Annotated in this window: 20 protein-coding genes; 15 read left to right on the forward strand and 5 right to left on the reverse strand. The window is 39.5% G+C overall.

Annotated elements, in window-relative coordinates; translation table 11 throughout:
• Positions 1 to 6: 6 nt before the first annotated feature.
• Positions 7 to 1,005, reverse strand: coding sequence for a helix-turn-helix domain-containing protein (locus BM390_RS00915; protein WP_197274734.1), 999 nt, complete (start codon positions 1,003 to 1,005; stop codon positions 7 to 9).
• A gap of 273 nt (positions 1,006 to 1,278) precedes the next feature.
• Here BM390_RS00915 and BM390_RS00920 point away from each other — a divergent pair, with 273 nt between their 5' ends.
• Entirely contained in the window at positions 1,279 to 4,476 is a 3,198-nt protein-coding gene (locus tag BM390_RS00920) for a DEAD/DEAH box helicase (protein ID WP_089852713.1), read from the forward strand.
• Positions 4,477 to 4,588: 112 nt separating this feature from the next.
• Here BM390_RS00920 and BM390_RS00925 read toward each other — a convergent pair whose 3' ends face one another.
• Both BM390_RS00925 and BM390_RS00930 read right to left on the reverse strand, forming a co-directional pair.
• Positions 4,589 to 5,011, reverse strand: coding sequence for an organic hydroperoxide resistance protein (locus BM390_RS00925; RefSeq protein ID WP_062319441.1), 423 nt, complete (start codon positions 5,009 to 5,011; stop codon positions 4,589 to 4,591).
• 152 nt (positions 5,012 to 5,163) lie between these two features.
• Positions 5,164 to 6,630 (reverse strand): methyl-accepting chemotaxis protein, encoded by a 1,467-nt coding sequence (locus tag BM390_RS00930; RefSeq protein ID WP_089852714.1) that lies wholly within the window; start codon positions 6,628 to 6,630, stop codon positions 5,164 to 5,166.
• A gap of 204 nt (positions 6,631 to 6,834) precedes the next feature.
• On the opposite strand from BM390_RS00930, the gene BM390_RS00935 reads away from it, so the two are divergent.
• From BM390_RS00935 to BM390_RS00945, 3 genes are all read left to right on the forward strand, one after another.
• Entirely contained in the window at positions 6,835 to 7,263 is a 429-nt protein-coding gene (locus BM390_RS00935) for a MarR family winged helix-turn-helix transcriptional regulator (protein WP_062319783.1), read from the forward strand.
• Positions 7,264 to 7,388: 125 nt separating this feature from the next.
• Positions 7,389 to 8,825: a polysaccharide deacetylase family protein gene (locus BM390_RS00940; protein ID WP_089852715.1), complete on the forward strand. Its 1,437-nt coding sequence runs from the start codon at positions 7,389 to 7,391 to the stop codon at positions 8,823 to 8,825.
• 24 nt (positions 8,826 to 8,849) lie between these two features.
• Positions 8,850 to 9,302: an ASCH domain-containing protein gene (locus BM390_RS00945; protein ID WP_062319451.1), complete on the forward strand. Its 453-nt coding sequence runs from the start codon at positions 8,850 to 8,852 to the stop codon at positions 9,300 to 9,302.
• A gap of 119 nt (positions 9,303 to 9,421) precedes the next feature.
• On the opposite strand, the gene BM390_RS00950 is transcribed toward BM390_RS00945, so the two are convergent.
• Entirely contained in the window at positions 9,422 to 10,261 is an 840-nt protein-coding gene (locus BM390_RS00950) for an AraC family transcriptional regulator (protein ID WP_089852716.1), read from the reverse strand.
• A 190-nt stretch (positions 10,262 to 10,451) separates the two neighbouring features.
• Between BM390_RS00950 and BM390_RS00955 the strand changes: the two genes are divergently transcribed.
• From BM390_RS00955 to BM390_RS01000, 11 genes are all read left to right on the forward strand, one after another.
• Positions 10,452 to 11,834, forward strand: a complete 1,383-nt coding sequence (locus tag BM390_RS00955) for a carbohydrate ABC transporter substrate-binding protein (protein ID WP_089852717.1) — start codon at positions 10,452 to 10,454, stop codon at positions 11,832 to 11,834.
• Positions 11,835 to 11,897: 63 nt separating this feature from the next.
• Positions 11,898 to 12,788, forward strand: a complete 891-nt coding sequence (locus BM390_RS00960; RefSeq protein WP_062319456.1) for a carbohydrate ABC transporter permease — start codon at positions 11,898 to 11,900, stop codon at positions 12,786 to 12,788.
• Between the two features lie 14 nt (positions 12,789 to 12,802).
• Positions 12,803 to 13,684: a carbohydrate ABC transporter permease gene (locus tag BM390_RS00965; RefSeq protein WP_089852718.1), complete on the forward strand. Its 882-nt coding sequence runs from the start codon at positions 12,803 to 12,805 to the stop codon at positions 13,682 to 13,684.
• Between the two features lie 31 nt (positions 13,685 to 13,715).
• Entirely contained in the window at positions 13,716 to 13,892 is a 177-nt protein-coding gene (locus BM390_RS15350) for a DUF6903 family protein (protein ID WP_177220591.1), read from the forward strand.
• Between the two features lie 23 nt (positions 13,893 to 13,915).
• The gene (locus BM390_RS00970; RefSeq protein ID WP_089852719.1) at positions 13,916 to 14,818 is read left to right on the forward strand and encodes an ROK family protein; all 903 of its coding nucleotides are present in this window, start codon (positions 13,916 to 13,918) and stop codon (positions 14,816 to 14,818) included.
• A 21-nt stretch (positions 14,819 to 14,839) separates the two neighbouring features.
• Positions 14,840 to 16,996: a 1,3-beta-galactosyl-N-acetylhexosamine phosphorylase gene (gene gnpA, locus BM390_RS00975; RefSeq protein ID WP_062319459.1), complete on the forward strand. Its 2,157-nt coding sequence runs from the start codon at positions 14,840 to 14,842 to the stop codon at positions 16,994 to 16,996.
• Between the two features lie 98 nt (positions 16,997 to 17,094).
• Positions 17,095 to 17,943 carry a protein phosphatase 2C domain-containing protein gene (locus BM390_RS00980; protein WP_089852720.1) on the forward strand — a complete coding sequence of 283 codons (849 nt, stop codon included), beginning with the start codon at positions 17,095 to 17,097 and terminating at the stop codon, positions 17,941 to 17,943.
• 153 nt (positions 17,944 to 18,096) lie between these two features.
• The gene (locus BM390_RS00985; RefSeq protein ID WP_089852721.1) at positions 18,097 to 19,269 is read left to right on the forward strand and encodes an SIS domain-containing protein; all 1,173 of its coding nucleotides are present in this window, start codon (positions 18,097 to 18,099) and stop codon (positions 19,267 to 19,269) included.
• A 24-nt stretch (positions 19,270 to 19,293) separates the two neighbouring features.
• Positions 19,294 to 20,151 carry a class II fructose-1,6-bisphosphate aldolase gene (gene fba / locus BM390_RS00990; protein ID WP_062319465.1) on the forward strand — a complete coding sequence of 286 codons (858 nt, stop codon included), beginning with the start codon at positions 19,294 to 19,296 and terminating at the stop codon, positions 20,149 to 20,151.
• 48 nt (positions 20,152 to 20,199) lie between these two features.
• The gene (locus BM390_RS00995; RefSeq protein ID WP_062319467.1) at positions 20,200 to 21,309 is read left to right on the forward strand and encodes a radical SAM/SPASM domain-containing protein; all 1,110 of its coding nucleotides are present in this window, start codon (positions 20,200 to 20,202) and stop codon (positions 21,307 to 21,309) included.
• A 13-nt stretch (positions 21,310 to 21,322) separates the two neighbouring features.
• A complete protein-coding gene (locus BM390_RS01000) occupies positions 21,323 to 22,786 on the forward strand; it encodes an arylsulfatase (RefSeq protein WP_062319468.1) in 1,464 nt (487 codons plus the stop codon).
• 56 nt (positions 22,787 to 22,842) lie between these two features.
• Here BM390_RS01000 and BM390_RS01005 read toward each other — a convergent pair whose 3' ends face one another.
• Positions 22,843 to 23,781: a hexose kinase gene (locus tag BM390_RS01005; protein ID WP_062319470.1), complete on the reverse strand. Its 939-nt coding sequence runs from the start codon at positions 23,779 to 23,781 to the stop codon at positions 22,843 to 22,845.
• Between the last annotated feature and the right edge of the window lie 7 nt (positions 23,782 to 23,788).

Raw genomic sequence — 23,788 nt, forward strand, 5'->3', positions numbered from 1 at the left:
AATGATTTATGCCGAGTGATTATGAGACTTATCTTTTGATAATAAATTAACGAGACCAAGTAAGGAAGCGTAAAGAATACCAGCGATGGGCCACACAATCCAGGTATAGCCCCAGCCCATCGTCCACAAGCTCCAACCGATATAAATGGCGGTCACGAGTGGCCAGTAAAAGGCTGCGAGTTGTTCGTCTCGACTAGCGCCTTCTTTCTTTTCTTTAGAATACTCTCCTTCACCTAGGACACATTGATAGGCACTAAAAGTTGTTGCGACCGGTATGAGTAGATACGTAGCTAAACCGACAATGAACATTAAGGTGACAAGCATCAGCAAAATAACTGTTTCCGATGCTTCAAGCAGGCTCATTGTAATCAGTGGAGTAGCCGAAAGAACATACATCGCAACCGATAAAGACACGCGTTTGTGATAAGTAGGACGGAAATCTTCTAACTTTTGTTTGAAAACACTATCCACACCGTAAGTGAGTTCAAAGGGCGTTTTCTCAAACGTGTTAAACAATGTTTCATATTGGTTACTGCGAATGAAAATCGCCACAGCAATTGCGATCATCACAAATAATGACATAAGACCAAATATAACGGCTATGTTCTCGGGTAAAGTTCCGCTTTCAGCTAAAGCAAGAAAGAAAAAGAGTGGAATCACCGCATAAATACACAACAGTACACCTTTAGCGACGTTTTTAATTGTTTGTTGTTTTTTCTCAACATAATCATTAGCTTCTTCTAGTGAGACTTGTTTTAAGAGAGGGTCATTATCTTCTGTCAGTTGTTCTGCTTCTTCTACCTCATCTCTTAATAGGTAGTCTGTGCTCACGCCAAAAATATCGGCCAATTTAATAATCTTATTAAGATCAGGAATACTAGAAGCACTTTCCCACTTTGAGACGGATTGTCTCGAGACGTTCATTTTCTCAGCTAAATCTTCTTGAGACCACCCAAATTGTTTTCTTAGTTTGATGAGCTTATCCGCGAGGATCATTTGAATCATCCTTCCATCTTTTGATGCTTTCAGTATAGCAATACCCGGTTTGAATCACTACCAACCCTAGTTGGAAGTTTGTCAACTAGCGGTTGCATATCAGTCATATCAACGTTTATGTACTTGATAATTATAGTATAGGGTTGATGAATATGATAGATAGAGTGTAAGATTATATAAATGCTTTTTCACCCCACTATTGAATTGGTCTCTATTTAAAAAGTGGAGTTATGCTATACTATAAACAGATTTTTTACGGAAATAACGGTAGAGGTGACAACGATGCAATTATTCACATATGAAGAGGTAAAAGCGCATTTCAGCCCGACTTTTTTCAAGAGGGGGTATGATTATTATAATAACTTTCGTGTCCATAATGTCGTGCGTAACCGAAAACTGCACCAATGGGAAGCAACGGTTGAGGGGTCAAAGTTTGATTATGATGTGATCATTTACACGGAACATCCTTTTAAAGATTATGACTGTGATTGTCCGGCTTTTAGTGATTACGGAACATGTAAGCATGTGGCGGCAGTGATGCTTGAGTTAGTTGAAAAATTTGAAGATAACGGTATGAAGCAACCAGGACAAATGATGTCACAAGAAGCCGAATGGAGTCAAGTTTTTGTTAATCACTTAAAAGCGATGCGACAAAAACAAATATTTCAACAGACAGCGTCAACGGATCGAGTGCCTTTAACGGTCGAGTATTTTATCAGTATTCAACATAGTTATTATAACGGTCTTCATATGATGCTTGATTTAAAAATTGGTGAAAAACGGGCCTATGTTGTGAAGTCAATCGATCAATTGTTAAAACATATCGATCGGCATCAATCATTAAATTTTACGTCTAAATTTAGCTATGAACCGGATAACCATACGTTTACACCGGAAGATGAGACGATTCTTTCATACTTAAGAACCTATATCAATGAACAAAAACGTTTCGGTGACGGACGGTTTGATTATGAAGCTCGCGCGATTATGTTAACGTCTAAAGCAGCAAGAGATTTATTACCCTTACTGGCAGAACGGACAACAATCGTTAACGATACGACCTATAAGCCGACAAAAGTATTAAAGGTGATGGATAAAAAGCCACCACTGAAATTTGAACTGTCTAAAAAAGAGGATCGTTATGTGTTGCTATTTAAGAACTTAGAAACGTATCAATTCCTAGAAAATTATCTGTATCTAAATAAAGACAACAAGTTTTACACTTTAGCGGAAGAACAAGAAACGGTTGTGTGGACATGTTTCAGTTTGATGCATGATTCAGGCGGGGACAGGCTCTATTTCAACCATGAACAAATGCTGGATTTCTTATCAGACGTTGCCCCTGAGCTTGATAAAATTGGCGAGGTCATCATTGACCCAGCCATTAAAGATGAGATTGAAAAGCATCCATTACAAGCAAAACTTTATGTCGATTATGACAATCACATACTGACGGCGAAGCTTGAGTTCCAATATGGCTTAACGACCTTTAACCCGTTTTTAGGTCCTGTAGAAGACAAACTGTTGGTGACAGATTCCAATAAAGAACAACAGATTATGTATTTATTAGGCCAAGCGCAGTTCGTGCGAGATGAAGACATCCTTTACCTGTTAGAAGAAGCCGATCAATTTAACTTCTTTTATCAACATCTCTCCATCTTAAGCGAGTACTTAGATATCTTTATGAGGGAGAAGGCAAAGAACTTATTCCTTGAAGAACGTCACTACCCAACGATGACGTCAGATGTTGACCATGACAATCAATTACTTGATATCGCCTTTGATTTTTCGCATATCCCATCTGAAGAGATTGGTAGTGTCTTAACGTCAATGAGAGAGAAGAAAAAGTTCCATCGCCTGGCAAACGGTCAATTTATGCCGCTTGATACCGACGTTTTCCAAACAATCAATCAGTTCGTTGAACGTTTTGATGTCAAGGCGAATGACCTTGCGAATGAACATGTCCATTTACCGCTCTATCACAGTATGGAAATCGATGACATGATGAGCGAATCCAATCAAGCCACTTATAAACAAGCCTTTAAGCGTCTCTTACGAGACTTAAAACAACCAGAAACGCGAGAAGTATCGTTACCAGAAGGAATTGAAGCGACTTTACGTGATTATCAAGTTGATGGTTTCCAGTGGTTTAATACGCTCGCGCATTACGGTTTTGGTGGGGTACTGGCAGATGATATGGGTCTTGGTAAAACCGTTCAAGCGATTAGTTACATCTTAAAGTTATGGGAAGAAAAAGATCATACTTTTCAATCACCAGCCCTTATTGTTGCACCGGCCTCACTTATTTTTAACTGGGAGCGCGAATTTAAAAAGTTTGCCCCATCTTTACATGTCAAAGTGTTCTACGGGACAAAAGATGAACGCGAAGCTATGTGGCAAACAACATCACCAGATGTCTGGATCACATCGTATCCGATGGTCCGTCAAGAAATTGATGTGTTAAAACAAGAGACGTATCCGATTCTGTTTTTAGATGAAGCACAAGCGATTAAGAATAATGCGACGAAAATATCCAAAGCTATTCGTTCGCTAAAAGCTGGCAAACGCTTTGCCTTAAGTGGGACACCGATTGAAAACTCACTGGATGAGTTATGGTCACTGTTTCATGTGTTAATGCCAGGCCTTTTTCCGGCGAAAAAAGACTTTAAAAAGCTCGCACCAGAAAAAATTGCCCGTATTGTCCGGCCGTTTATTTTACGCCGGGTTAAACAGGACGTGTTAACAGAACTCCCAGACCGGGTTGATTCCTTACAGTATTCAGAACTCACTGATGATCAGAAGAAAGTCTACTTAGCTTACTTAAGTAAGATTCAAGAAGAAACAGCGGCGCAGTTAAAAACCGAAGGTTTCCAACAAAGTCGAATGAAAATCTTAGCGGGACTCACAAGACTGAGACAAATTTGTTGTCATCCGGGGTTGTTTTTAGATAACTATGAAGGCGAATCAGGTAAGTTACTTCAACTCTTAGATTTAATTGAAACAGGACTCGCCAATAATCACCGTCTACTGATTTTCTCACAGTTTTCAAGTATGTTGAAAGTGATGGCAGAAAAGTTAACTGAGGCAGGCTATGATTTCTTTTATCTTGATGGCCAAACGAAAAGTCAGGCGCGCGTTGAAATGGCTGAGCGTTTTAACGAAGGAGAAAAACCGATTTTCCTTATTTCACTAAAAGCTGGCGGAACCGGACTAAATTTAACCGGGGCAGATACAGTAATTCTGTATGACTTATGGTGGAACCCGGCTGTCGAAGAACAAGCGGCCGGTCGTGCCCACCGAATGGGTCAAAAAGAGGTTGTCCATGTCCATCGCTTAATCGCTGAAGGGACCATTGAAGAGAAGATTTATCAGCTTCAAGAGAAGAAACGCGAATTGATTGATACAGTGATTCAACCAGGCGAAACAACGAGTCAATCCCTTTCAGAAGAGGATATTAAACTGTTGTTAAACTTAACATAACGAAATAATGAGAGAAAATGACGAACAGCCCACGCGGAGTATAAATGCGTGGGCTGTTTTATGTTTTATACAATGATTTGATTAGACTGAATTATTTAAAGGGTGAGCCTAACTATTTAGCGATGGCTTTTTTCTTAACCGGTACATTGCCATCGATTGCACGTGAGTAAGGACACACTTGATGCGCCTTTTCCATTAACTCTTCAGCTTCTGCTTGGGTAACCCCGGTCATTTCAGCGGTCAGTTTCACGCTTAATCCAAAGCCTTTTAATTTCTTCTCAATACTTACTTCTGCGGTCACTTCTGATGTGATTTGTTTCTTTGCTTGTCCTGCCACGAGCTGCAGTGCACTGTCAAAACAAGCGGCATAACCGAGGGAGAAGAGTTGTTCTGGATTCGTTGTCCCAGCTTCTTCTTTTCCACCTAAGCCTTTAGGTAATGATAACGCGAGTTCCATTTGTCCATCAGATGTTTTAACAACCCCTTTTCTGCCGCCTGAAGCGGTTGATTTTGCGGTATAAAGTGGTAGTCCCATAATGAATAACCTCCTAATTTAATTGTTTACAAATTAATTGTACACAATTAATTTAACGAAAGCAACTTGAACGCTTAAAAAATCCCGATCTCGTTTGAGATCGGGAAAGAGTGTTAAAACTATTTTTAATAAGGCGAGAGCACCTTATATTATTAAACAATCTGTTTAGCTGCTGATTCCGTGCGTTTCATATCGTCAGCAATCGTTTTGTTTTGCTTGTTTAATGTTTCAACTGTTGCGCTCATTTCTTCTAAACTTGCAGACGATTGTTCAATGATAGCAGCGAGTTCACTTGTGCGGTCGCTGACATGATTTGTGTTACCTTCAACTTTTTCTGCGATGACTTGGAAAGCACTAAATTGTTCGCGTAAGTTGGTTAAGTAGCTACCAAGCTTAGTGAAAGCTTGGTCTACATCGGTGGCTTTTTTTAAATTATCTTCACTCATTTGTAAGTTTTGGGTCATTTTTTCGAGAGTGAACTCGTGTGTGTCGTTCACTTCTTTTAAGTTTGCGGTAATATTTTCGGCCGCATGGTTACTGTTTTCAGCAAGCTTTCTAATTTCATCAGCCACAACCGCAAAGCCTTTACCCGCTTCGCCCGCTCGGGCGGCCTCAATAGAGGCATTTAAAGCCAAGAGGTTCGTTTGTTCACTAATATCGATAATACTATCTGAAAAACTATTCGTTTCTTTAATTTTTATCGAGAGGAGGTTAAACGCTTCATTCATCTCTTTAAAGTAACCGAGTAATTGTTTCGTATTATTGACCAAGCTATCAAGTAATTGATTGCCTTCATTCGCTGTTTCAGTCGACGACTTCACCAGAGATTCCAACGTATCGGTTTCTGTTAACATCGCTTGTGTTTCACGCATCGTTTCTTTTTGGTAGGCATCAATATCAGAGATTTTCTCGGATTGATCGGCACTACCTTCAGCGAGTTCTTGAATCGCCATCGCCATTTCTCCTTGCGAATCAAGGTTACTATGAATATGTTCGTTCATCGTTGTTAATGCACTCACAATGGTTTCAACGTGGGATTCTAATTGTTGGTGTTGATGAACTTCAGTATTTTTTGCTTCCTCACTCTCAATGAGAATCTGTTCCAATGTTTTTTGTTGCTTATTGTTTAGAACAATAAGTAAAAACGCAACAATTCCCGCTAAAAAGTATGTAGCTATCGTAAATGTTAAGTTATCAGTCAAGATGACTAACGCATCTGGTGCAGCGATTGTATTAATATAAATACCAAGGAGTCCGAGTACACTGCCAATGATAAAAATTACTTTTCGTAAATAAAGCGTCGATAGGAACAGTAAGAAGAAAAAGATTAGCGTAATCGATAAGCTGCTACCGAATAAATAAGCACCTGTCATGGTAAATAGATAACCTGACGTGACGAGAATGTATGGGAATATCATGGGTTTCTTAAATAGGTAACGTAATAAGAAAAAACTTACCCATAAGAGAATAATCTCACTAACATAAAGCAAGCCTTTCATCATCAAACCATCTAAAAGGGCAATGACTCCGCCACTCACGAGTGAAAATGAAAAAGCTAAGATGGCCAGTAAGTTTTTCTGAGTGAGGTCTTTGTATTGTAGATCTTGAATCGTATGCATAAATATGTCCTCCTGTCTATCTACCTATTGTATTAATTAGGTAACTTAATTGTTTAATTGATACCACTAGTAGTATCGGAAAAATACAATCAATGTGAAGCGTGTTTACGTGCTATTAACAAAAAAATATAATAGTTGAAGACTTTCTATTATACAATGAATCCTGAAGTGTGTGATAAACTATTTATTGAAGAGGTGATTGATATGGCTAAAGACCAATTAAAATTAGATAATCAAATATGTTTTCCGCTTTATGCGGCGACACGTGAGATGACGAAGCGTTATCAACCGTTATTAAAAGAACTTGATGTGACATACCCTCAATACTTAGTTCTTCTTGTCTTATGGGAAGAAGGAATGATTACAGTAAAAGCATTAGGCAAACGGTTATACTTAGATTCTGGTACGCTTACACCCATGCTTAAGCGTATGGAAGAGCGCGGTATCTTAACACGTCGACGTTCAACGGAAGATGAACGAGTAGTAGAAGTTGAATTAACCGCCTTAGGAAAAGAAAAAGAACATCTAGCGGAAGAAATCCCGATGAAATTTATAGAAGGAACGAAACTATCAGAAGAAGAGTATCATCAATTGAAGGCCATTCTAGCTAAGTTGATGCAAGAAACGCAATGATCAATTGAGAAACTTATATTATTCACTTTAAAATTAGTAATAAGGATGTATCGTGGTTCTTTCTATTATTTGCTAAGATAGTTTAATGAGTGATATATAGATTAGCAGATTAAAGAGGGGTTTACATGACAGTCATCCAGAAGGTTTATGCAACATTAGTTTTTTTATTGTTACTATTAGTGGGGTTAACGTTCTCTTTAATAGTGACCGAAAGTGACACAGACAAACAAGTGAAAGCAACCGAGGAAGTGACACAATCACATTATCCCGGCATCAATATTGGTACAGAAGTAATAGAAGACCCAAACTATCATATGGCGATTCACCGTCCGGTATTTGAAGATGAGCCATTAACTGAACAGATTCTGACGTATGTCAATCAAAAACAAGAGGAATTCTTAGAAGAAGTGAAACAAAACCAGCCTTACTTAGAAGAAAGACAATGGCAAGCAAACTTTTATCTTACATTCGATATATACCAAGTGAATGAAACGTTATATTCGTTTGTATTTAATGCAGAAAGTTATGTTGCTGGGGCAAATGGCCGTCAGTCTTCAAAGGTGTTTATGGTAGATTTACAGAAAAATGCCACGATCTCTGCTCAGACCCTATTTGAAGAGTCGACGGAAATGTATGACGACGTGCATCAACAGCTAAAAAAAGCTTTTGAATCGTCACCAGATTATCAAGATATGTTTTTTGAAGAAGCGTTGCTAGAGTGGAAACAAGAGACGGATTTGTCAAATCTATATGTGACAGAAGATGCGCTTATGTTCACGTTTGATAAGTACGAGGTAACTGCAGGAGCAGCGGGTTCTCCGGAGATAGCTTTACCGCTATCTGACTTTCATACTTTCTTAAAAGAGGACTGGCGCGCGCGATTAAATATTGAAATAGAAAACGACATATCAACTGGTGACACAACATCCGGTGCCCCTGATGAGGAACAAACAGACATTGATGATCATGACGATGAAGAAAACTCACAAGAAACAAAAGTAGTAGCCTTGACCTTTGATGATGGGCCACATCCAGAGAATACATTAAAGGCCCTACAACTATTAGAGAAGTATGACATGACAGCCACATTTTTCATGCTAGGCAGTCGCATTGACTTCTATCCAGACCTTGTTCAAGAAGTTTTTAAGCGCGGACATGAAATAGGTAACCATACATGGAATCATAAGCAACTAACTAAGATTAGTGATGCGGCTATTCAAGAAGAAGTCAATCGCGTGGATCAAGCTTTGCTGAACATTAATGGTCAGGCGTCCACCGTCTTTAGACCCCCGTATGGGTCGACAAACACTCGTGTGGAACAATACGTCGATGTGCCAACAGTGTTATGGACGATTGACACATTGGATTGGAAAACGAAAGATCCCGATGCGATTTTGGCAGAAGTGAAAGAAAACTTAAAACCAGGAGCCATTATATTGATGCATGATATTCATGCGACAACGATTGAAGCATTGGAACTTGTGTTACCCTACCTTGAAGAACGAGGTTATACATCTGTTGAAGTCTCTAAAGTCTTAAGGATACATGATAAAAAGTCATAAAAGTATAAGAAAGGGTGAAAGATCATGGATCAACATTCAGTCGTTAGTTTATGGAATCAATTTAAAGTCAAGCACCCAATCGTAAAAGATGATTACCAAGCTTGGGCGTTCGGGTACGGAAAAGAGGTGGCAGATGAATTAAGTGACTTAGTCATAAAAGGAATCAAGACAGCGACTGCCTCAAACTTTGCCCTGTATGAAGTGGAGAATGAGCCATTACCGAAAGTCGGTGACTATAGTGTCATCTTAGATGGTGACGGAAAAGCGGTCGCAATTATTGAAACAACGCGTGTAGAGATTTGTCCATTCGATGAAGTCACTGCCGCCCATGCATTCTTAGAGGGCGAAGGAGATAGGAGTCTAGCATATTGGCGAGATGTTCATGAGACATTCTTTAAACAAGAACTTGAAGAGATCAATCAGACATTTCACGAAAAGATCCCTGTCGTATGTGAACGATTTGTCCGTGTATTCTAGTCACTATAGATGAAAAAACAACCTTTAGTGATGCGTGTATCGCTAAGGGTTGTTTAATTTATATACGTAAACTAAAGCGTGTACGTATTTCTTGATACAAGCGACTCGCCTGTTGTTGGCTAATGGCTCTCAGTTAGTTCAAATTGTTGCTGGCGATAAGACGAAGGCGTCATGCTTGTTTCGCGCTTAAATGCTTGCGTGAAAAAAGACTGCGATGAGAACCCGGTAATATGTGAAATTTCACCCACAGTCATCGTTGTTGTCGCTAATAGATGTTTTGCTTCGTTTATCCGCAAGTTATTAAGGTAAGCAATTGGTGTCATCCCAAGCTCTTCTTTGAACAAATGCACAAGGTAATACTTATTAATATTACTAATACGTGCTAAGATATCGAGCGTAATCGGATCATGAAAGTTTTGTGTCATGTAGTATTTGGCTAAGGCAATTGCATGACTAAGTTGTTTCGCTTCACTTTTTTCAATCGATAGTTTTTTAGATCGGAGTAATTTAACAATGAGAATTTCAATGATGTTTTGGCAGACGTGCTCATAGCGTACGTCTTTTTTTTCAACTTCATAGAGCAATTTTTTTAGTTGGTACAGAATATCGTCTTGATCATCTTGATACGTAAATAACCCATAGGGGTCATTATCGGTTAAGGTAAAGGCAATGCCCTCAATGCCTAAAGCAATATATTCTAATGAGTCTTTGAAATTAGAACGTTCGGTATGTTCAACGTTAGGGTTAATCACGATCAAATCATTTTTCTGCACCGATATTTCATGTGTCGGTAAGACGAAGGATCCTTTACCGCTGACGATATAAAATAACTCAGTAAAGTGGTGGGTATGGGTTAAACTGTGCCAGTTCTTATCGTATTCTGAGTGGGTAATGTAAAGAAGTTTAAATGATAACGCTTCCTTTTTATTGTTCATTAATTGATAAAAATCATGTGCCATAGTAATCACCTCATGAAAAAATTGGTTATAACAACTATACTTTTCTATGAATACCTTAACGCTTTTTCGTTCTTTTTACAACTAAAATGCAAAAAAGCAATAATCCTAAAAAAACTAACAAGATGTTTATTGTGGAAGCGTTATCAAAAAACGTATCATAAAGATATAACATACCAAGGAGGTAGATGAAATGAAATTGAAACACATTCTTTTAGCGTTGATGTTTATGTTGCTCGTAGGTTTAGTCGCATGCGGTGACAGTAGTGAAGACACTGATACAGGTGGAGATACAACGGGGGATGATAATACAGAAGAACCGAGTGGAGATACGGAAGAACCAGCAGAACCAGAAACACTTCACGTGGCAGCGCTAGAATCTGCTTATGGCGTCGAAGTATGGGAGAATATTATCGCTGCGTATGAAGAAGCGCACGGTAATGTGACCGTTGATTTAACGATTGAACGCAATATCGAAGAAGTTATGCGACCGAATATGCAAGCAGGCGAATATCCAGATGTATTCTTACTTGCGACCGATCGTGAAGAAGGTTTAACCGAAACAATGATTAAAGAAAATGCGTTAGCGTCATTAGATGACATGTTGGCGATGAACGTCTTCGGTGAACAAGTCACAGTAGAAGACAAATTACTTGACGGTTTCACAGATACATTAGCAACGAATCCGTATGCGGATGATGAAACTTATTTAGCGCCAATGTTCTATAGTCCAACCGGTCTTTTCTATAATGCGCAACTTTTAGAAGAGTATGGCTGGGAAGCACCAACAACGTGGGATGAGATGTTTGAATTAGGTGAGAAAGCGTTAGAAGAAGATATTTACCTATTCACTTACTCTGTAGCGGGTTACTTTGATACGTTACTTCGATCCATGTTGTATGCTTCAGGTGACGTCGATTTATTTAATGCGGCAATGACGTACGAAGAAGGTATTTGGGAGTCAGAAGAAGCGTCACGTGTATTAGAAACCATCGCAAAACTAGCTGATTATACACATCCTGATACAGTGGCGAATGCGAATCCGAATGATTTCGTACGAAATCAGCAACTGGTACTAGATAATGAAGCGATCTTTATGCCAAACGGTACATGGGTTGTTGGAGAAATGGCAGAAGCACCTCGCGCGGATGGCTTTGAATGGGGCATGATGCCAGTACCTGCCTTTGAAGAAGGAGATACGCGCTACGCGTTCACTTTCTTTGAACAAATTTGGGTGCCATCACAAGCTGAGAACGTCGAAGGCGGTAAAGAATTTATTAGCTTCCTTTATTCAGATCAAGCAGCTGAAATTTTCTTAGCAGCTGGTGCGGCTCAACCAATTGAAGGCATTGTGAATATGATGGATGACGAGCAAGCGTTCTTCTATAGTATCTATTCAAATGATGTACTTCCAGCGATGGGAACCTTCGCCTCAACGGAACCTGTACCGGGTGTCAATATTGGCGATGAGTTATATGTGAAAATTGACAGTGTGATGAGTGGACGTGTCACAGTCGAAGAGTGGATCAATTCACTAGAAAGTGCCAATGATAGCTTACGTCCCGCAATGAATTAACAAATCTAATCAAAAAGACTGGGCGGCCTTGTCCGCCCAATCTTTATGAATGAGGTGAATCCAATGAATAGAAACCGATCAAGAAATATCTTTATTTTTACATGTATTACCCCAGCTTTAGTGCTGTTTTCATTATTTATGGTCGTTCCAACCTTTGAGGTATTTCGGATGTCCTTATATAACTGGGGAGGATTATCCGGTAATAAAACCTTTATAGGTTTTGATAATTTTAAAGTGCTTTGGAATGATATGAATTTCATCCAATCATTTCAAAACTCCGTCTTATTAATTGTTTTAGTGGCGGTTATTACGATTGTGATTGCTGTATTTTTTGCGTCAGTACTAACAAAAGAAAAAATCTTTGCGACGAATTTCTTTAGAATTATTTTTTACATTCCAAATATTCTATCTGTCGTTATTATCGCAGGTATCTTTTCAGCGATTTATAACCCGAGAACAGGTTTACTTAATAGTGTACTTGGTCTATTCAAACTAGATCAGTGGCAACAACAGTGGTTAGGCGATCAAGACATCATCATCTATAGTTTAGTTGGCGCGCTTGTATGGCAAGCGATTGGTTACTATATGGTGATGTATATGTCAGGGATGGCCAGTATACCGGAAAGTTACTATGAAGCAGCTTCGATTGAAGGAGCGGGTAAGTTTAAACAGTTTTCTGCCATTACGCTACCACTTATTTGGAATAACTTAAGAACAACGTTAACGTTCTATATTATTAGTACGATTAACTTAAGCTTTTTACTTGTAACGGCTATGACTGGTGGTGGACCAGACGGTTCAACAGAGGTTTTCTTATCCTACATGTACTCACAAGCTTATAGTAATTCAACCTATGGCTATGGTATGGCGATTGGTGTTGTTGTCTTTACGTTCTCTTTCGTACTTGCAGCTGTCGTTAGTCGCATTACTAAACGAGAAGTACTTGAGTTTTAAGGGAGGGATCACTGATGAAACAGGAAAAACGACTAAATACAGATACGTTATATAAAATTTTTATTTATGTCGCGTTAATCACACTGGCAATCGTTATTATTATCCCGGTTGCGTGGGTGTTTATGGCATCGATAAAAGAAAATCAAGAATTCTATGGCAGTCCGTGGGCCCTACCAAACGGGTTTCATTTTGAAAACTTTAGAGAAGCGTTTGTAGAAGCCGGTATGGGCGATTACTTTTTAAATTCCATTGTGGTAACAAGTTTAGCCCTTGTGTTTTTACTCGTGCTCTCTTTACCAGCCGCATATGTATTATCACGCTTTAAGTTTGTCGGTAGTAAATTTATTAACGGTTTTGTGAAAGCAGGCTTATTTATTAATGTTAGTTATATCACGGTGCCGATCTTTTTAATGCTACTAGGCTGGGATCAATCACTGCGAACACTATTTGATGAGGGCTTTTTCCTTAACAACCTGGTCGTTTTAGCACTTATTTATGCGGTAACAGCGTTACCTTTTACCATCTTTTTATTATCGAGTTATTTTGAAACGTTACCTTCTGACTTTGAAGAGGCAGCGAATATTGACGGAGCCGGTTATTTTAGAACGATGTTTTCAATTATGTTACCGATGGCTAAGCCAAGTATTATCATTGTGATCCTCTTTAACTTCTTACTATTTTGGAACGAATATATTTTAGCACTTACATTAATTCCGGGAGACAAAAAAACATTACCAGTGGGGCTATTAAACTTACTTGCAGCCGACCGGGCAGCGGTTAATTACGGACCGATGTATGCCGGTATGGTCATTGTTATGTTACCAACCTTGATTTTATATATTATCGTTCAAAAGCGTCTCACGCAAGGTATGACTGTCGGTGGTGTCAAAGGATAATAGTCGCTTAAAGAAGAGGAGTGTATCACATATGGAGGAAAATAAAACAAAAATATTTCTAGCTATAAAAGCGGTTCTCTTTGTCGTTTTTATCGCTATGGTGATTATCGGACAAAGAACAATCGGACACATGTATTTACTGATGCAACTCGTCGGTTTAACAGGTCTCTTAGTTTTATTGTGGAATTACAACCGGAAATATTTATAAAAATATAGGTGGGGGGATGACAGGTGAATTATTCTATTGGTGTTGATATAGGCGGAACGAAAGTCGCTTGCGGTTTAATTAATGAAAATGGCGATGTCATTGATCAGAAAATGGCACCCAGTCAAACAGAAACAAGAGAGACAATGTTTCAATGTGTGATTGATTGTATTGAAGAACTTTTAAGTAGTAGTAGTCTACCGAAAGAACAATTGAAAGGCATTGGTGTCGGTGTTCCAGGTAAAGTCGATCGTGACAATGGCATCGCCGTGTTCCAAAATAATATCCCGTGGAAAAACTTCCCGGTAGTGGACAGGTTAAAGGAAGTCTTAGATATCGATCACATTGTGATTGATAACGATGTCTATATGGCAGCGTATGCTGAATGGAAAGATAATCAATTAATCGATGAATTGATGGTATATGTTACAGTGAGTACCGGTATTTCGAGTGCGATTATCGATGCTGGAAGTTTTATCCGTGGCGCAGGCTTTGCAGGTGAGATTGGCCTCATTCCTATTTGTACCGATCATGGCAGAGCCCCACTAGAAAAAGTCGCAGCTGGTCCTGCTTTAAGTCAAAAAGCAAAGAAAATATGTGTGGATGAATCAGCAGAAGCAAAAACGCTCTTTAAACATTACTATGAAGGACAACCAGAGGCAAAACAACTCGTGAACCAATTTATTGATCATTTGGCGCAAGGGATTTATATGATTAATAGCCTACTAGACCCCCATCGCATCGTTTTTGGCGGCAGTGTGGCGATGTATAATCCCGTTATTTTAGATTTGTTAAAACAGCGTCTTCAAATAGATATGTTAGAAGAGCAAAAACATTTGTTGGATCAACTCTACGTCAGTCAACTTGGTTCAAATCAAGGCATTATCGGAGCTGGATTAATGGTATTTGATAATAGTAACGGAATCTAAAGTAGGAGAGGAAGAAGAAACATGACTAAAGGACGTGTGACCTTACCGGCACAAGAAGGTATGGATGAAGAGATTAAAAAAATTGTGAAGCGCTGGGGCGCTGATGCCGTGAGGGATTCAGATGGAACGAAGATTCCTGACGTAATAAAAAAAGAAGCAGATAAGGTTTACTCAAAATATTTCTTTACGCGAGGAGACCAAGATTTTGCGAAAGAAAATCTAGATGAACTTCAGCATATGTTCATAATGTCAGAACCCGTTACCGCAACAGAAGAAGAGATAACGATACCAATATTAGCAGGTTATTTTAAAGATCAATTAAAACCGGATACGGACAATGATCCGAAAAAGTGGTGGCAAGTCATTGATCGGACAACGGGAGAAGTCGTCTCAACCGATCAGTGGGAGTACTTAGAAGAGACAGAAGAAGTAAAAGTCACAGACGCAAAATTATGGCACCGTTATACGGTTAACGTATTGGTCTACCAAATTTGGGATCCCGTTCATATGTACAATCACATTACCAATGACTGGACAACCGAGCATCAAATGCCGTACGACCCTCGTTACCCAAAAACACGACACTATATTTTAGAGAGATTACGGACATGGTTAGATGAGCATCCTGATACAGATGTTGTGAGAATCACCACGTTCTTTTATAACTTTACTCTCGTATTTAACGATGTACGAGAAGAAAAATATGTCGATTGGTTTGGTTACGGAGCAACGGTTAGTCCTAAAGCGCTTGAAGCTTTTGAAAAAGAAAAAGGCTATAAACTAACCGCGGAAGACTTTGTTGACCAAGGTTATTATAACTCACCGTTTCGGATGCCTAAAAAAGCCTTCCTAGATTGGATTGATTTTCAGTCGAAGTTTGTTAGTGAATTAGCCAAAGAGTGTGTGGATATTATTCATAGCTATGGGAAAGAAGCGATGATGTTTTTAGGTGACCACTGGGCTGGTACAGAACCATACGGAAAGTACTTTAAGAACATCGGCTTAGATGCGGTTGTGGGTTCCGTTGGTGACGGGACGACGTTACGGATGATTGCCGATATCCCACATGTTGACTATCATGAAGGACGCTTTTTACCTTACTTCTTCCCAGATACCTTTAACGAACATAACAATCCAGTCATTGAAGCGAATCAGAACTGGCTTCAATCAAGACGTGCGATTTTGAGAAAACCGATTCAACGGATGGGTTATGGTGGTTATTTATCACTTGCTTTAGATTTCCCAGACTTTGTTGATCGCGTGGAAGAAATTACGGATGAATTTAGAGATATGCATGATCATGTGAAAGAGGCCGATCCTTATGTTGCACCGTTTAAAGTAGCGATATTAAACAGTTGGGGTGGTCAACGGAAATGGATGAGTCACCATGTACACCACGCTATTTGGTATAAACAATGTTATTCTTATTACGGCATTTTAGAAGCGCTAAGCGGCCTACCGTTTGAAGTAGAATTTATTAGCTTTGAAGATATTAAAGCAGACGGTATTTCAGATGACATTGGCGTTATCATTAATGCCGGTGAAGCGCGTACGTCTTGGGTTGGTGACGATTACTGGAAAGACCCAGAAGTTGTCGAGAAAATCCGGGCTTTCGTCCAATGTGGCGGTGGTTTTATCGGTGTGGGAGAACCGACGTCATATGAACATCAAGGCGCGTTCTTCCAGTTACCAGATGTGCTCGGTGTTCAAAAAGAAATCGGCTTTAGCTTGAGTAAAGATAAGTATAATGACCAACGAACACCTGATCACTTTATTTTACAAGATCAACACGAGGCGATTAATTACGGTGAAAGTACACGCTACGTGTATCAAACATCAAAATCAGCTACCGTACTAGATATTGAGGCAGATGATATTAAGTTAGCGACCAATACATTTGGTGACGGACGAGCGGTATATTTAGCAGGCTTACCTTATTCACCAGAAAATGCCCGGTTATTAAAACGTGCCTTATACTGGGCGGCTTCTAAAGAAGACGTCTTCCATGAGTGGCATACGACGAATATTTATACGGAATGTGCCGCTTATCCAGAATCGGGTACCTTTGTCGTTATTAATAACGCTTATGAAGAACAAGTGACGCAAGTGACGAAGCCGAATGGTATGGTTATCGATGTTACGCTCGCACCAATGGGCTATCAATGGTTTGAAATATAAGAAATAAAACAGATGCGTGTATGTCTTTTCATACACGCATCATTAGAATTTGAATGAATATAAACGTTTGAATCAAGACAGTGATGAGGAGGGGTAGTGTGAGAATCATTGATTATGTCAATGATCGTGGGAACCGTTGTAAAGAGGACCGGATTGGCTTTGGTGAAAACTATGCCTATGTGATGGACGGAGCAACAGGCCTCACAACGGGACTTATCGATCAGTATTTATCAGACACCGTCTGGTTTGTCGAACATGCCACCAAATACTTAAACGAAACATTAACACATGATGTTGCCATAGAAAGTACGCGCCTGTTTCAGAATCTTTCCAATGATCTACGCTCAAAATTACGTGCGTATATTCATAGTGAAGACTATCGCGAAGAACAATTGCCATCTGCGGCCATCATCTTATTAAGAAAAATAGGCGAGGAATTGGTCATTGAATCATTCGGTGACTGTACCGCGGTTATTGAATATAAGGATGGTCGCTATGAAGTTGTACACGACGGTCGGGCAACAGAATTAGATCGTGGTATTATTCATCAGATGCAAGTACTCGTAAGAGAAGAGGGCATCTCGATGACGGAAGCAAAGAAAGTCATCCATCCATTGTTATTAAATAACCGCCAATTAAAAAATAAACCAAATGGCTATGCAGCCATGGATATAACAACAGATTATATCGATAAAGGCTTAAAACGTGTCCTTAACTATCAAGATGTTCAATCGGTCTGGTTATTTAGTGATGGGGTGGATAGCTATTATACAGATGTAAATCTCGCGACGGATGCGGTAGATATGGTTCAACAAATGAAACAAACGAGTGTGCATCAAGTCATTGATCGGTTAAGAATAAGAGAAGAAGCGGACGGAATTTGTGAGACTTATCCGCGAATGAAACCAAAAGATGATGCGTCACTCATATATTTAACGTGTGAATAACGAAAAAGAGTTTACAAATAAACAAGGTCGCGATACAATAGACTCAACTGGTTATAACCACATAATAAATAGAGATGAAAAATGGGCGCAATTTAATTGCGCTCAAAAAATATACTAACTGGTTATGACGACATAACCATAAGGAGGGCTTCCATGTTTAATCTTGCAGAGCAAGACTTAGAAAAGTTAGGAGCTGTTCACACGGCTTCTGAGATTGATCAACAACCACATGTTTGGAGAAAGATGTTAACAACGTTAGCTGAACAAAAAGACACCCACCAAAGGTTTATTCAGCAGTTAAAAGAAAAGCATGCACATGTTAGGGTCATCTTTACTGGTGCCGGAACATCTGCTTTTGCGGGTGATACGTTAACGCCTGAATTGAATCAATCAACAACTGAGAGTACCTTTAGGTTTGAATCGATTGCGACAACAGATATTGTGTCAAACCCTTATGCCTATCTAAAAGCACATGTCCCAACGGTGCTCGTATCATTTGCCCGATCGGGTAACAGTCCTGAAAGTGTGGCGGCTGTTAATGTGACAGAAAGTATCATTGATGATTTTTATCAAGTCGTCATCACGTGTAACAGTGAAGGACAACTGGCGGTTAATACGAAGGGTGACGATAAAAGTTTACTCATCCTAACACCCCCCGAGGCTCATGATAAGAGTTTTGCGATGACAAGTAGTTTTACGACGATGATGGTAACGGCCTATTCATTGTTCAGTGAGACCGAGACCGAAGCGGTGATTGAACAAAGTATTAAACAAGCAGAGCAATTACTTGATGTGGTGGGTGACTATGTCGATGTCGTTTTAGAACAATCTTATGAGCGGATGGTCTTTTTAGGGTCAGGCTTATTAGGTCAACTGGCACATGAAGGGGCACTAAAAGTACTTGAACTGACCGCAGGTAAAGTAGCGGCGACGTATGAAACCTCATTAGGGTTTAGACACGGACCTAAATCGATACTAAATGACCAATCTTTAGTCGTTATGTTCATGTCGCAGGATAGTTATACAAGACAATACGATAGGGATTTATTGAATGAACTTGCCAATGACAATTCAGGTATAAAGATTGCCGTTGTTGATTATCAACACGATGACTGGGTAAGTGAGCGAGCGGATTTCGTGATCCATTTAGATGTAGAAAAAGGACCGGAAGTAAATGACTTTAGTCTTGCTTTAGTTTATATTATCTTCCCGCAAGTCTTAGCGATGAAAAATTCGTTGAAATTAAGTATTACGCCAGATAATCCGAGCCCTAGTGGCCTTGTCAATCGCGTCGTTCAGGGTGTTACCATTTATCCGATTAACTAATTATTAGAAATGGAGTGTGAGAACATGAGTCAAATTGTCAATACAAAACAGATGTTACTAGATGCACAAAAAGGGAAATATGCGGTACCAGCTTTTAATATTCATAACATGGAAACAGTTCAAGCTGTTATTGAAACAGCTGTTGAAATGCGTTCGCCAGTTATTCTTGCAGCAACACCAGGTACAATGGATTATGCGGGACGTGCTTATATTCAAGCGATTGTAGAAGTTGCAGCCAAGGAAAATGATATTCCAATCGCCTTACACTTAGATCATCATGAAACAGTCGATAGTATTCAAACGTCACTTGAACTCGGAACAAAATCAGTCATGATTGATGGCTCGCATCATTCATTTGAAGAAAATATTGCCCTAACAAAACAAGTAGTTGAATTAGCGCAAAAGCACGGAGCGACAGTTGAAGCAGAGCTCGGTAAACTTGTGGGCCAAGAAGATGATTTAGTCGTTACCGAACAAGAAGCGGCTTATACTGACCCAGATACGGTAGAAGAGTTTGTGGAACGTACCGGAGTGGATTCGCTTGCGGTTGCGATTGGTACGGGGCACGGTGTTTATGAAGTGGAACCACAACTTGATTTTGACCGTTTAGAAAAAATCGCCCAATTAGTCGATGTTCCGATTGTGTTACACGGCGCTTCAGGTATCTCTAAAGCAGATGTTCAAAAATGTATTGAACTTGGCTGCTGTAAAGTGAATATCTCAACGGAACTCAAGATTCCATTCTCAACAGCGTTACGTGACTTTTTAGTGGCTCACCCAGAAGCAACCGATCCACGTAAATATATGACACCAGCAAAAGAAGAAATGAAAAAAACAGTGCGTGAGAAGATTAGTATTTGTAAGAGTGATGGGAAAGCTTAAGTTTCTATAACAGCGACATTTCTCACTTAAGTAATGGAGGAGCAGACTATGCAAGCTTTATCGATTTTAATTAAGCCAGTATCCTCTAGCTGTAGCTTAGATTGTGATTATTGTTTTTACAACGATCTAGCTGATCAACGCATGACAAAAAACTACGGAAAAATGAATGAAGCGACGATGACCGTCATAATTAAAAAAGCCATGGCGGCCCATCCTCGTGTGATTTCATTTGCCTTTCAAGGCGGCGAACCAATGCTCATTGGTTTGCCGTTTTACTATACCTTTATGTCCTTGGTTAAAAAATATAATACCAACAACATTCCAGTATTTTTTTCTATTCAAACGAATGGCTATCACATAAACGATGACTGGATTGATTTCTTCAAGACGTATCGTTTCCTTGTGGGCATCTCTGTTGACGGCATAAAAGCGATACATAATCAGTTGCGCCAAACGAAAGCAGGCAAGCCGACGTTTGATGTGATTATGAAAAATATCGAAAAAGTAAAAGATGCTGAGATTCCGTTTAATATTCTTTGCGTCTTAACATCAGTAACCGCCAGATATATTGATGAAGTTGCCCGTTTTTTTGATCAACAAGGCTTTAAACATATTCAGTACATCCCATGTCTTGATCGCTTAAATCGCCCAAGAGAAGAACAAAAATTATTAATGACACAAGAACAGTATAGTAAAGTATTGTCGGTATTATTTAACCGGTACTTAACCAGTTACTTGTCAGGAAGTTACGTCAGTAATCGTTTATTTGATAATTTTGTCGGTATTCTTCTCGGCCAACAACCTGAAGATTGTAGTTTAGCGGGGCAATGCACCACCTATTTTGTGATAGAAGCAAATGGCGATGTCTTTCCGTGTGATTTTTATGTGGATGATTGTTATTTATTAGGCAGTATCTTTGAGGAAAGCTATGCGTCACTGTTTCATTCTGATACAGCAAAAGCATTTAGAAAAGAAACCGTATTAGCGGATGATTGCCTTGATTGCCCGTTTCTCACACTCTGCAAAGGTGGATGTAAGCGCTACAAAGTTGGTGGGAAATATGCCTACTGTGAAGCGTATCAAACCTTTTTTAATAAACATCTACATGCATTAGAAATACTCGCCCAAAGGGTGAAGAGTGGACAAGTAAGTGGATGAAAGGAGAGTACGTATGAAACCTAATATTGTTATGATAATGGTCGACCAAATGCGCTTTGATTGTTTAAGTATTTTAGGTCATCCTGTCATTGATACCCCGTACCTGGATGAATTAGCTAGAAATGGAACGATTTTTAAAAATGCTTATGCGGCAACACCCTCCTGTGTTCCAGCACGAGCCGCTTTATTAACCGGTATGTCACAGAAAAATACGGGACGTGTTGGCTATGAGGACAAACTTCCGTGGGATTATTCACACTTTTTACCGTCAGTCCTGAGTAGTGCGGGTTACTATACACAAGCGATTGGAAAAATGCACGTTTATCCGACGCGCAAACTTTGCGGCTTTCATCATATTGAACTGCATGATGGCTACATGCACTATAACCGGTTTAAACAAGCGACAAAGACAGGCGAATCTTTTAATGAAGTGGATGATTATTTACAGTGGCTAAAAGATAAAGCAGGGCATGATGTCGACTTAACTGATTTAGGCTTAGATTGTAATTCCTCAACGGTCACAAGACCGTGGGCGCTTGACGAATCTTTGCATCCAACGAACTGGGTCGTGACCCGTTCGATTGATTTCTTAAGACGAAGAGATCCAACTTTGCCATTCTTTTTAAAGATGTCATTTGTACGACCACATCCACCTCTTGATCCGCCACCACATTACTATGATATGTATTTAGATGAGGACTTACCCGCACCTCCAGTGGGTGAGTGGGCGGAACAATCAGATGATGAGAAATCAGGCTATAACCCGGTGACCGGTAAAGGTATTGTACCTGAAAAAAGATTTAAAAGAGCTCAAGCTGCTTATTATGGTTTGATTACCCATATCGATCATCAAATCGGACGATTTTTAATGGCGTTAGAAGAATATCAATTAAAACAGAACACGATTATTCTTTTTGTGTCTGATCATGGCGAGTTAATGGGTGACCATCATTTATATCGAAAATCTTTACCTTATGAGGGGTCTGCGAAAGTACCGTTGATTATATCTGATCCAGGAAAGTATTTAAAAGCACCGCTCATGCCTGTGTCGCAAAAGGTGACAGAACTAAGAGATGTAATGCCAACCGTGCTTGATCTATTGGATATCCCAATCCCAGCTCATGTTGATGGAAAAAGTTTATTGCCACTCACCAGGAAAGAAGACGCACCTTGGCGTGATTATCTACATGGTGAGCATGAGTTTGGTGAAAAAAGTTATCATTATATTACAACAGGGAAAGAAAAGTATATATGGTTTTCACAATCAGGCGAAGAACAATACTTTGATTTAGTGAATGATCCAGAAGAGTGTATCAATCATGTCGACACACACGCGTATCAAGACAAAGTCACTAGATTAAGACAGAAACTAATTGAAGAGTTGACACCAAGAGAAGAAGGCTATACGGATGGAGAGAAACTCATAGCTGGAAAACAAGCTACACCGAGCTTACCACATTTAAAAGCAAAAAAATAAATGGAAACACCTTCCTGTTATTAAAGACAGGAAGGTGTTTTTTAACGTTGTTTAAGCTATAACACTTGAGTAATTGTAATCTGACGATAGATGTCATCAAAGTTATCTCGATTAATTGCGCCGGTCTGTTTCTCCATCGCATTTAGTACACCTGTTGTCATCGCTGTTTGAATACAGACAGCAGGTTCTAATTGTTGATTGACACTAAACGCTAGTCCGGCCACCGTCGCATCACCTGAACCGACAGGATTGACAGCTGTCACACTTGGCAGTGTTGCCTCATAAATGGAATCTTTCCATTTCACAAGGGCGCCTTGTTTTCCTTTGGATAAGACAATGACATCAATGCCATTAAAAAGGTTATCATGAAGCGCCTGTATTTGATCATCTGTAGTAGGTAAGGATTGATGTAATAGCGCTTCAAGTTCCTCTAAGTTAGGTTTAATGATCAATGGTTTCGTGTTGCTTTCTAAGACGCGTAATAGCGCTTTATTGGACGTATCTAAGATACATTTGGCACCGCTATCGTTAATATGTCTCACGACATCAACGTAAAAGTCATCGGGTAGTCCTTTCGGTAAACTTCCAGAGACAGTCACGGTTGTGATATCTTTTGACAGTATAGCATCTAGATGAGATAAAAAGGCTTCCCCTTCTGTTTTTGTTAGAGAAGGACCTGGTTCTAGAATCTCTGTTTGATGTCCATCATCATGCATAATGGCAATACAGTTTCTCGTCGGTTTGTCTATTGTGAGAAAGGCTTCCGTGACGTCAAGTTTTTCAAGTTCAGTCTTAATGAACGTACCTAATTCCCCGCCCAAGACGCCGGTTGCAGTGACGGGTGCTTGAAGTGATGTTAATACACGTGTGACGTTTAAACCTTTTCCACCCGCTGTTTTAGACACCTCTAACACACGATTCACTTGATTGATCTGAAGGGTATCAAGTGAATACCCAATATCAACGGAAGGATTCATCGTTATAGTTAATATCATGTCGCGT

Origin of the sequence: Halolactibacillus miurensis (assembly GCF_900116255.1) — a bacterium.
GTDB classification, from domain to species: Bacteria; Bacillota; Bacilli; order Bacillales; family Amphibacillaceae; genus Halolactibacillus; species Halolactibacillus miurensis.

Bases quoted from the DNA above. Each gene is read 5' to 3' on its own strand.
- BM390_RS00915 (WP_197274734.1), bottom strand. From the start codon at position 1,005: ATGATTCAAATGATCCTCGCGGATAAGCTCATCAAACTAAGAAAACAA.
- BM390_RS00920 (WP_089852713.1), top strand. From the start codon at position 1,279: ATGCAATTATTCACATATGAAGAGGTAAAAGCGCATTTCAGCCCGACT.
- BM390_RS00925 (WP_062319441.1), bottom strand. From the start codon at position 5,011: ATGGGACTACCACTTTATACCGCAAAATCAACCGCTTCAGGCGGCAGA.
- BM390_RS00930 (WP_089852714.1), bottom strand. From the start codon at position 6,630: ATGCATACGATTCAAGATCTACAATACAAAGACCTCACTCAGAAAAAC.
- BM390_RS00935 (WP_062319783.1), top strand. From the start codon at position 6,835: ATGGCTAAAGACCAATTAAAATTAGATAATCAAATATGTTTTCCGCTT.
- BM390_RS00940 (WP_089852715.1), top strand. From the start codon at position 7,389: ATGACAGTCATCCAGAAGGTTTATGCAACATTAGTTTTTTTATTGTTA.
- BM390_RS00945 (WP_062319451.1), top strand. From the start codon at position 8,850: ATGGATCAACATTCAGTCGTTAGTTTATGGAATCAATTTAAAGTCAAG.
- BM390_RS00950 (WP_089852716.1), bottom strand. From the start codon at position 10,261: ATGGCACATGATTTTTATCAATTAATGAACAATAAAAAGGAAGCGTTA.
- BM390_RS00955 (WP_089852717.1), top strand. From the start codon at position 10,452: ATGAAATTGAAACACATTCTTTTAGCGTTGATGTTTATGTTGCTCGTA.
- BM390_RS00960 (WP_062319456.1), top strand. From the start codon at position 11,898: ATGAATAGAAACCGATCAAGAAATATCTTTATTTTTACATGTATTACC.
- BM390_RS00965 (WP_089852718.1), top strand. From the start codon at position 12,803: ATGAAACAGGAAAAACGACTAAATACAGATACGTTATATAAAATTTTT.
- BM390_RS15350 (WP_177220591.1), top strand. From the start codon at position 13,716: ATGGAGGAAAATAAAACAAAAATATTTCTAGCTATAAAAGCGGTTCTC.
- gnpA (WP_062319459.1), top strand. From the start codon at position 14,840: ATGACTAAAGGACGTGTGACCTTACCGGCACAAGAAGGTATGGATGAA.
- BM390_RS00985 (WP_089852721.1), top strand. From the start codon at position 18,097: ATGTTTAATCTTGCAGAGCAAGACTTAGAAAAGTTAGGAGCTGTTCAC.
- fba (WP_062319465.1), top strand. From the start codon at position 19,294: ATGAGTCAAATTGTCAATACAAAACAGATGTTACTAGATGCACAAAAA.
- BM390_RS00995 (WP_062319467.1), top strand. From the start codon at position 20,200: ATGCAAGCTTTATCGATTTTAATTAAGCCAGTATCCTCTAGCTGTAGC.
- BM390_RS01000 (WP_062319468.1), top strand. From the start codon at position 21,323: ATGAAACCTAATATTGTTATGATAATGGTCGACCAAATGCGCTTTGAT.
- BM390_RS01005 (WP_062319470.1), bottom strand. From the start codon at position 23,781: ATGATATTAACTATAACGATGAATCCTTCCGTTGATATTGGGTATTCA.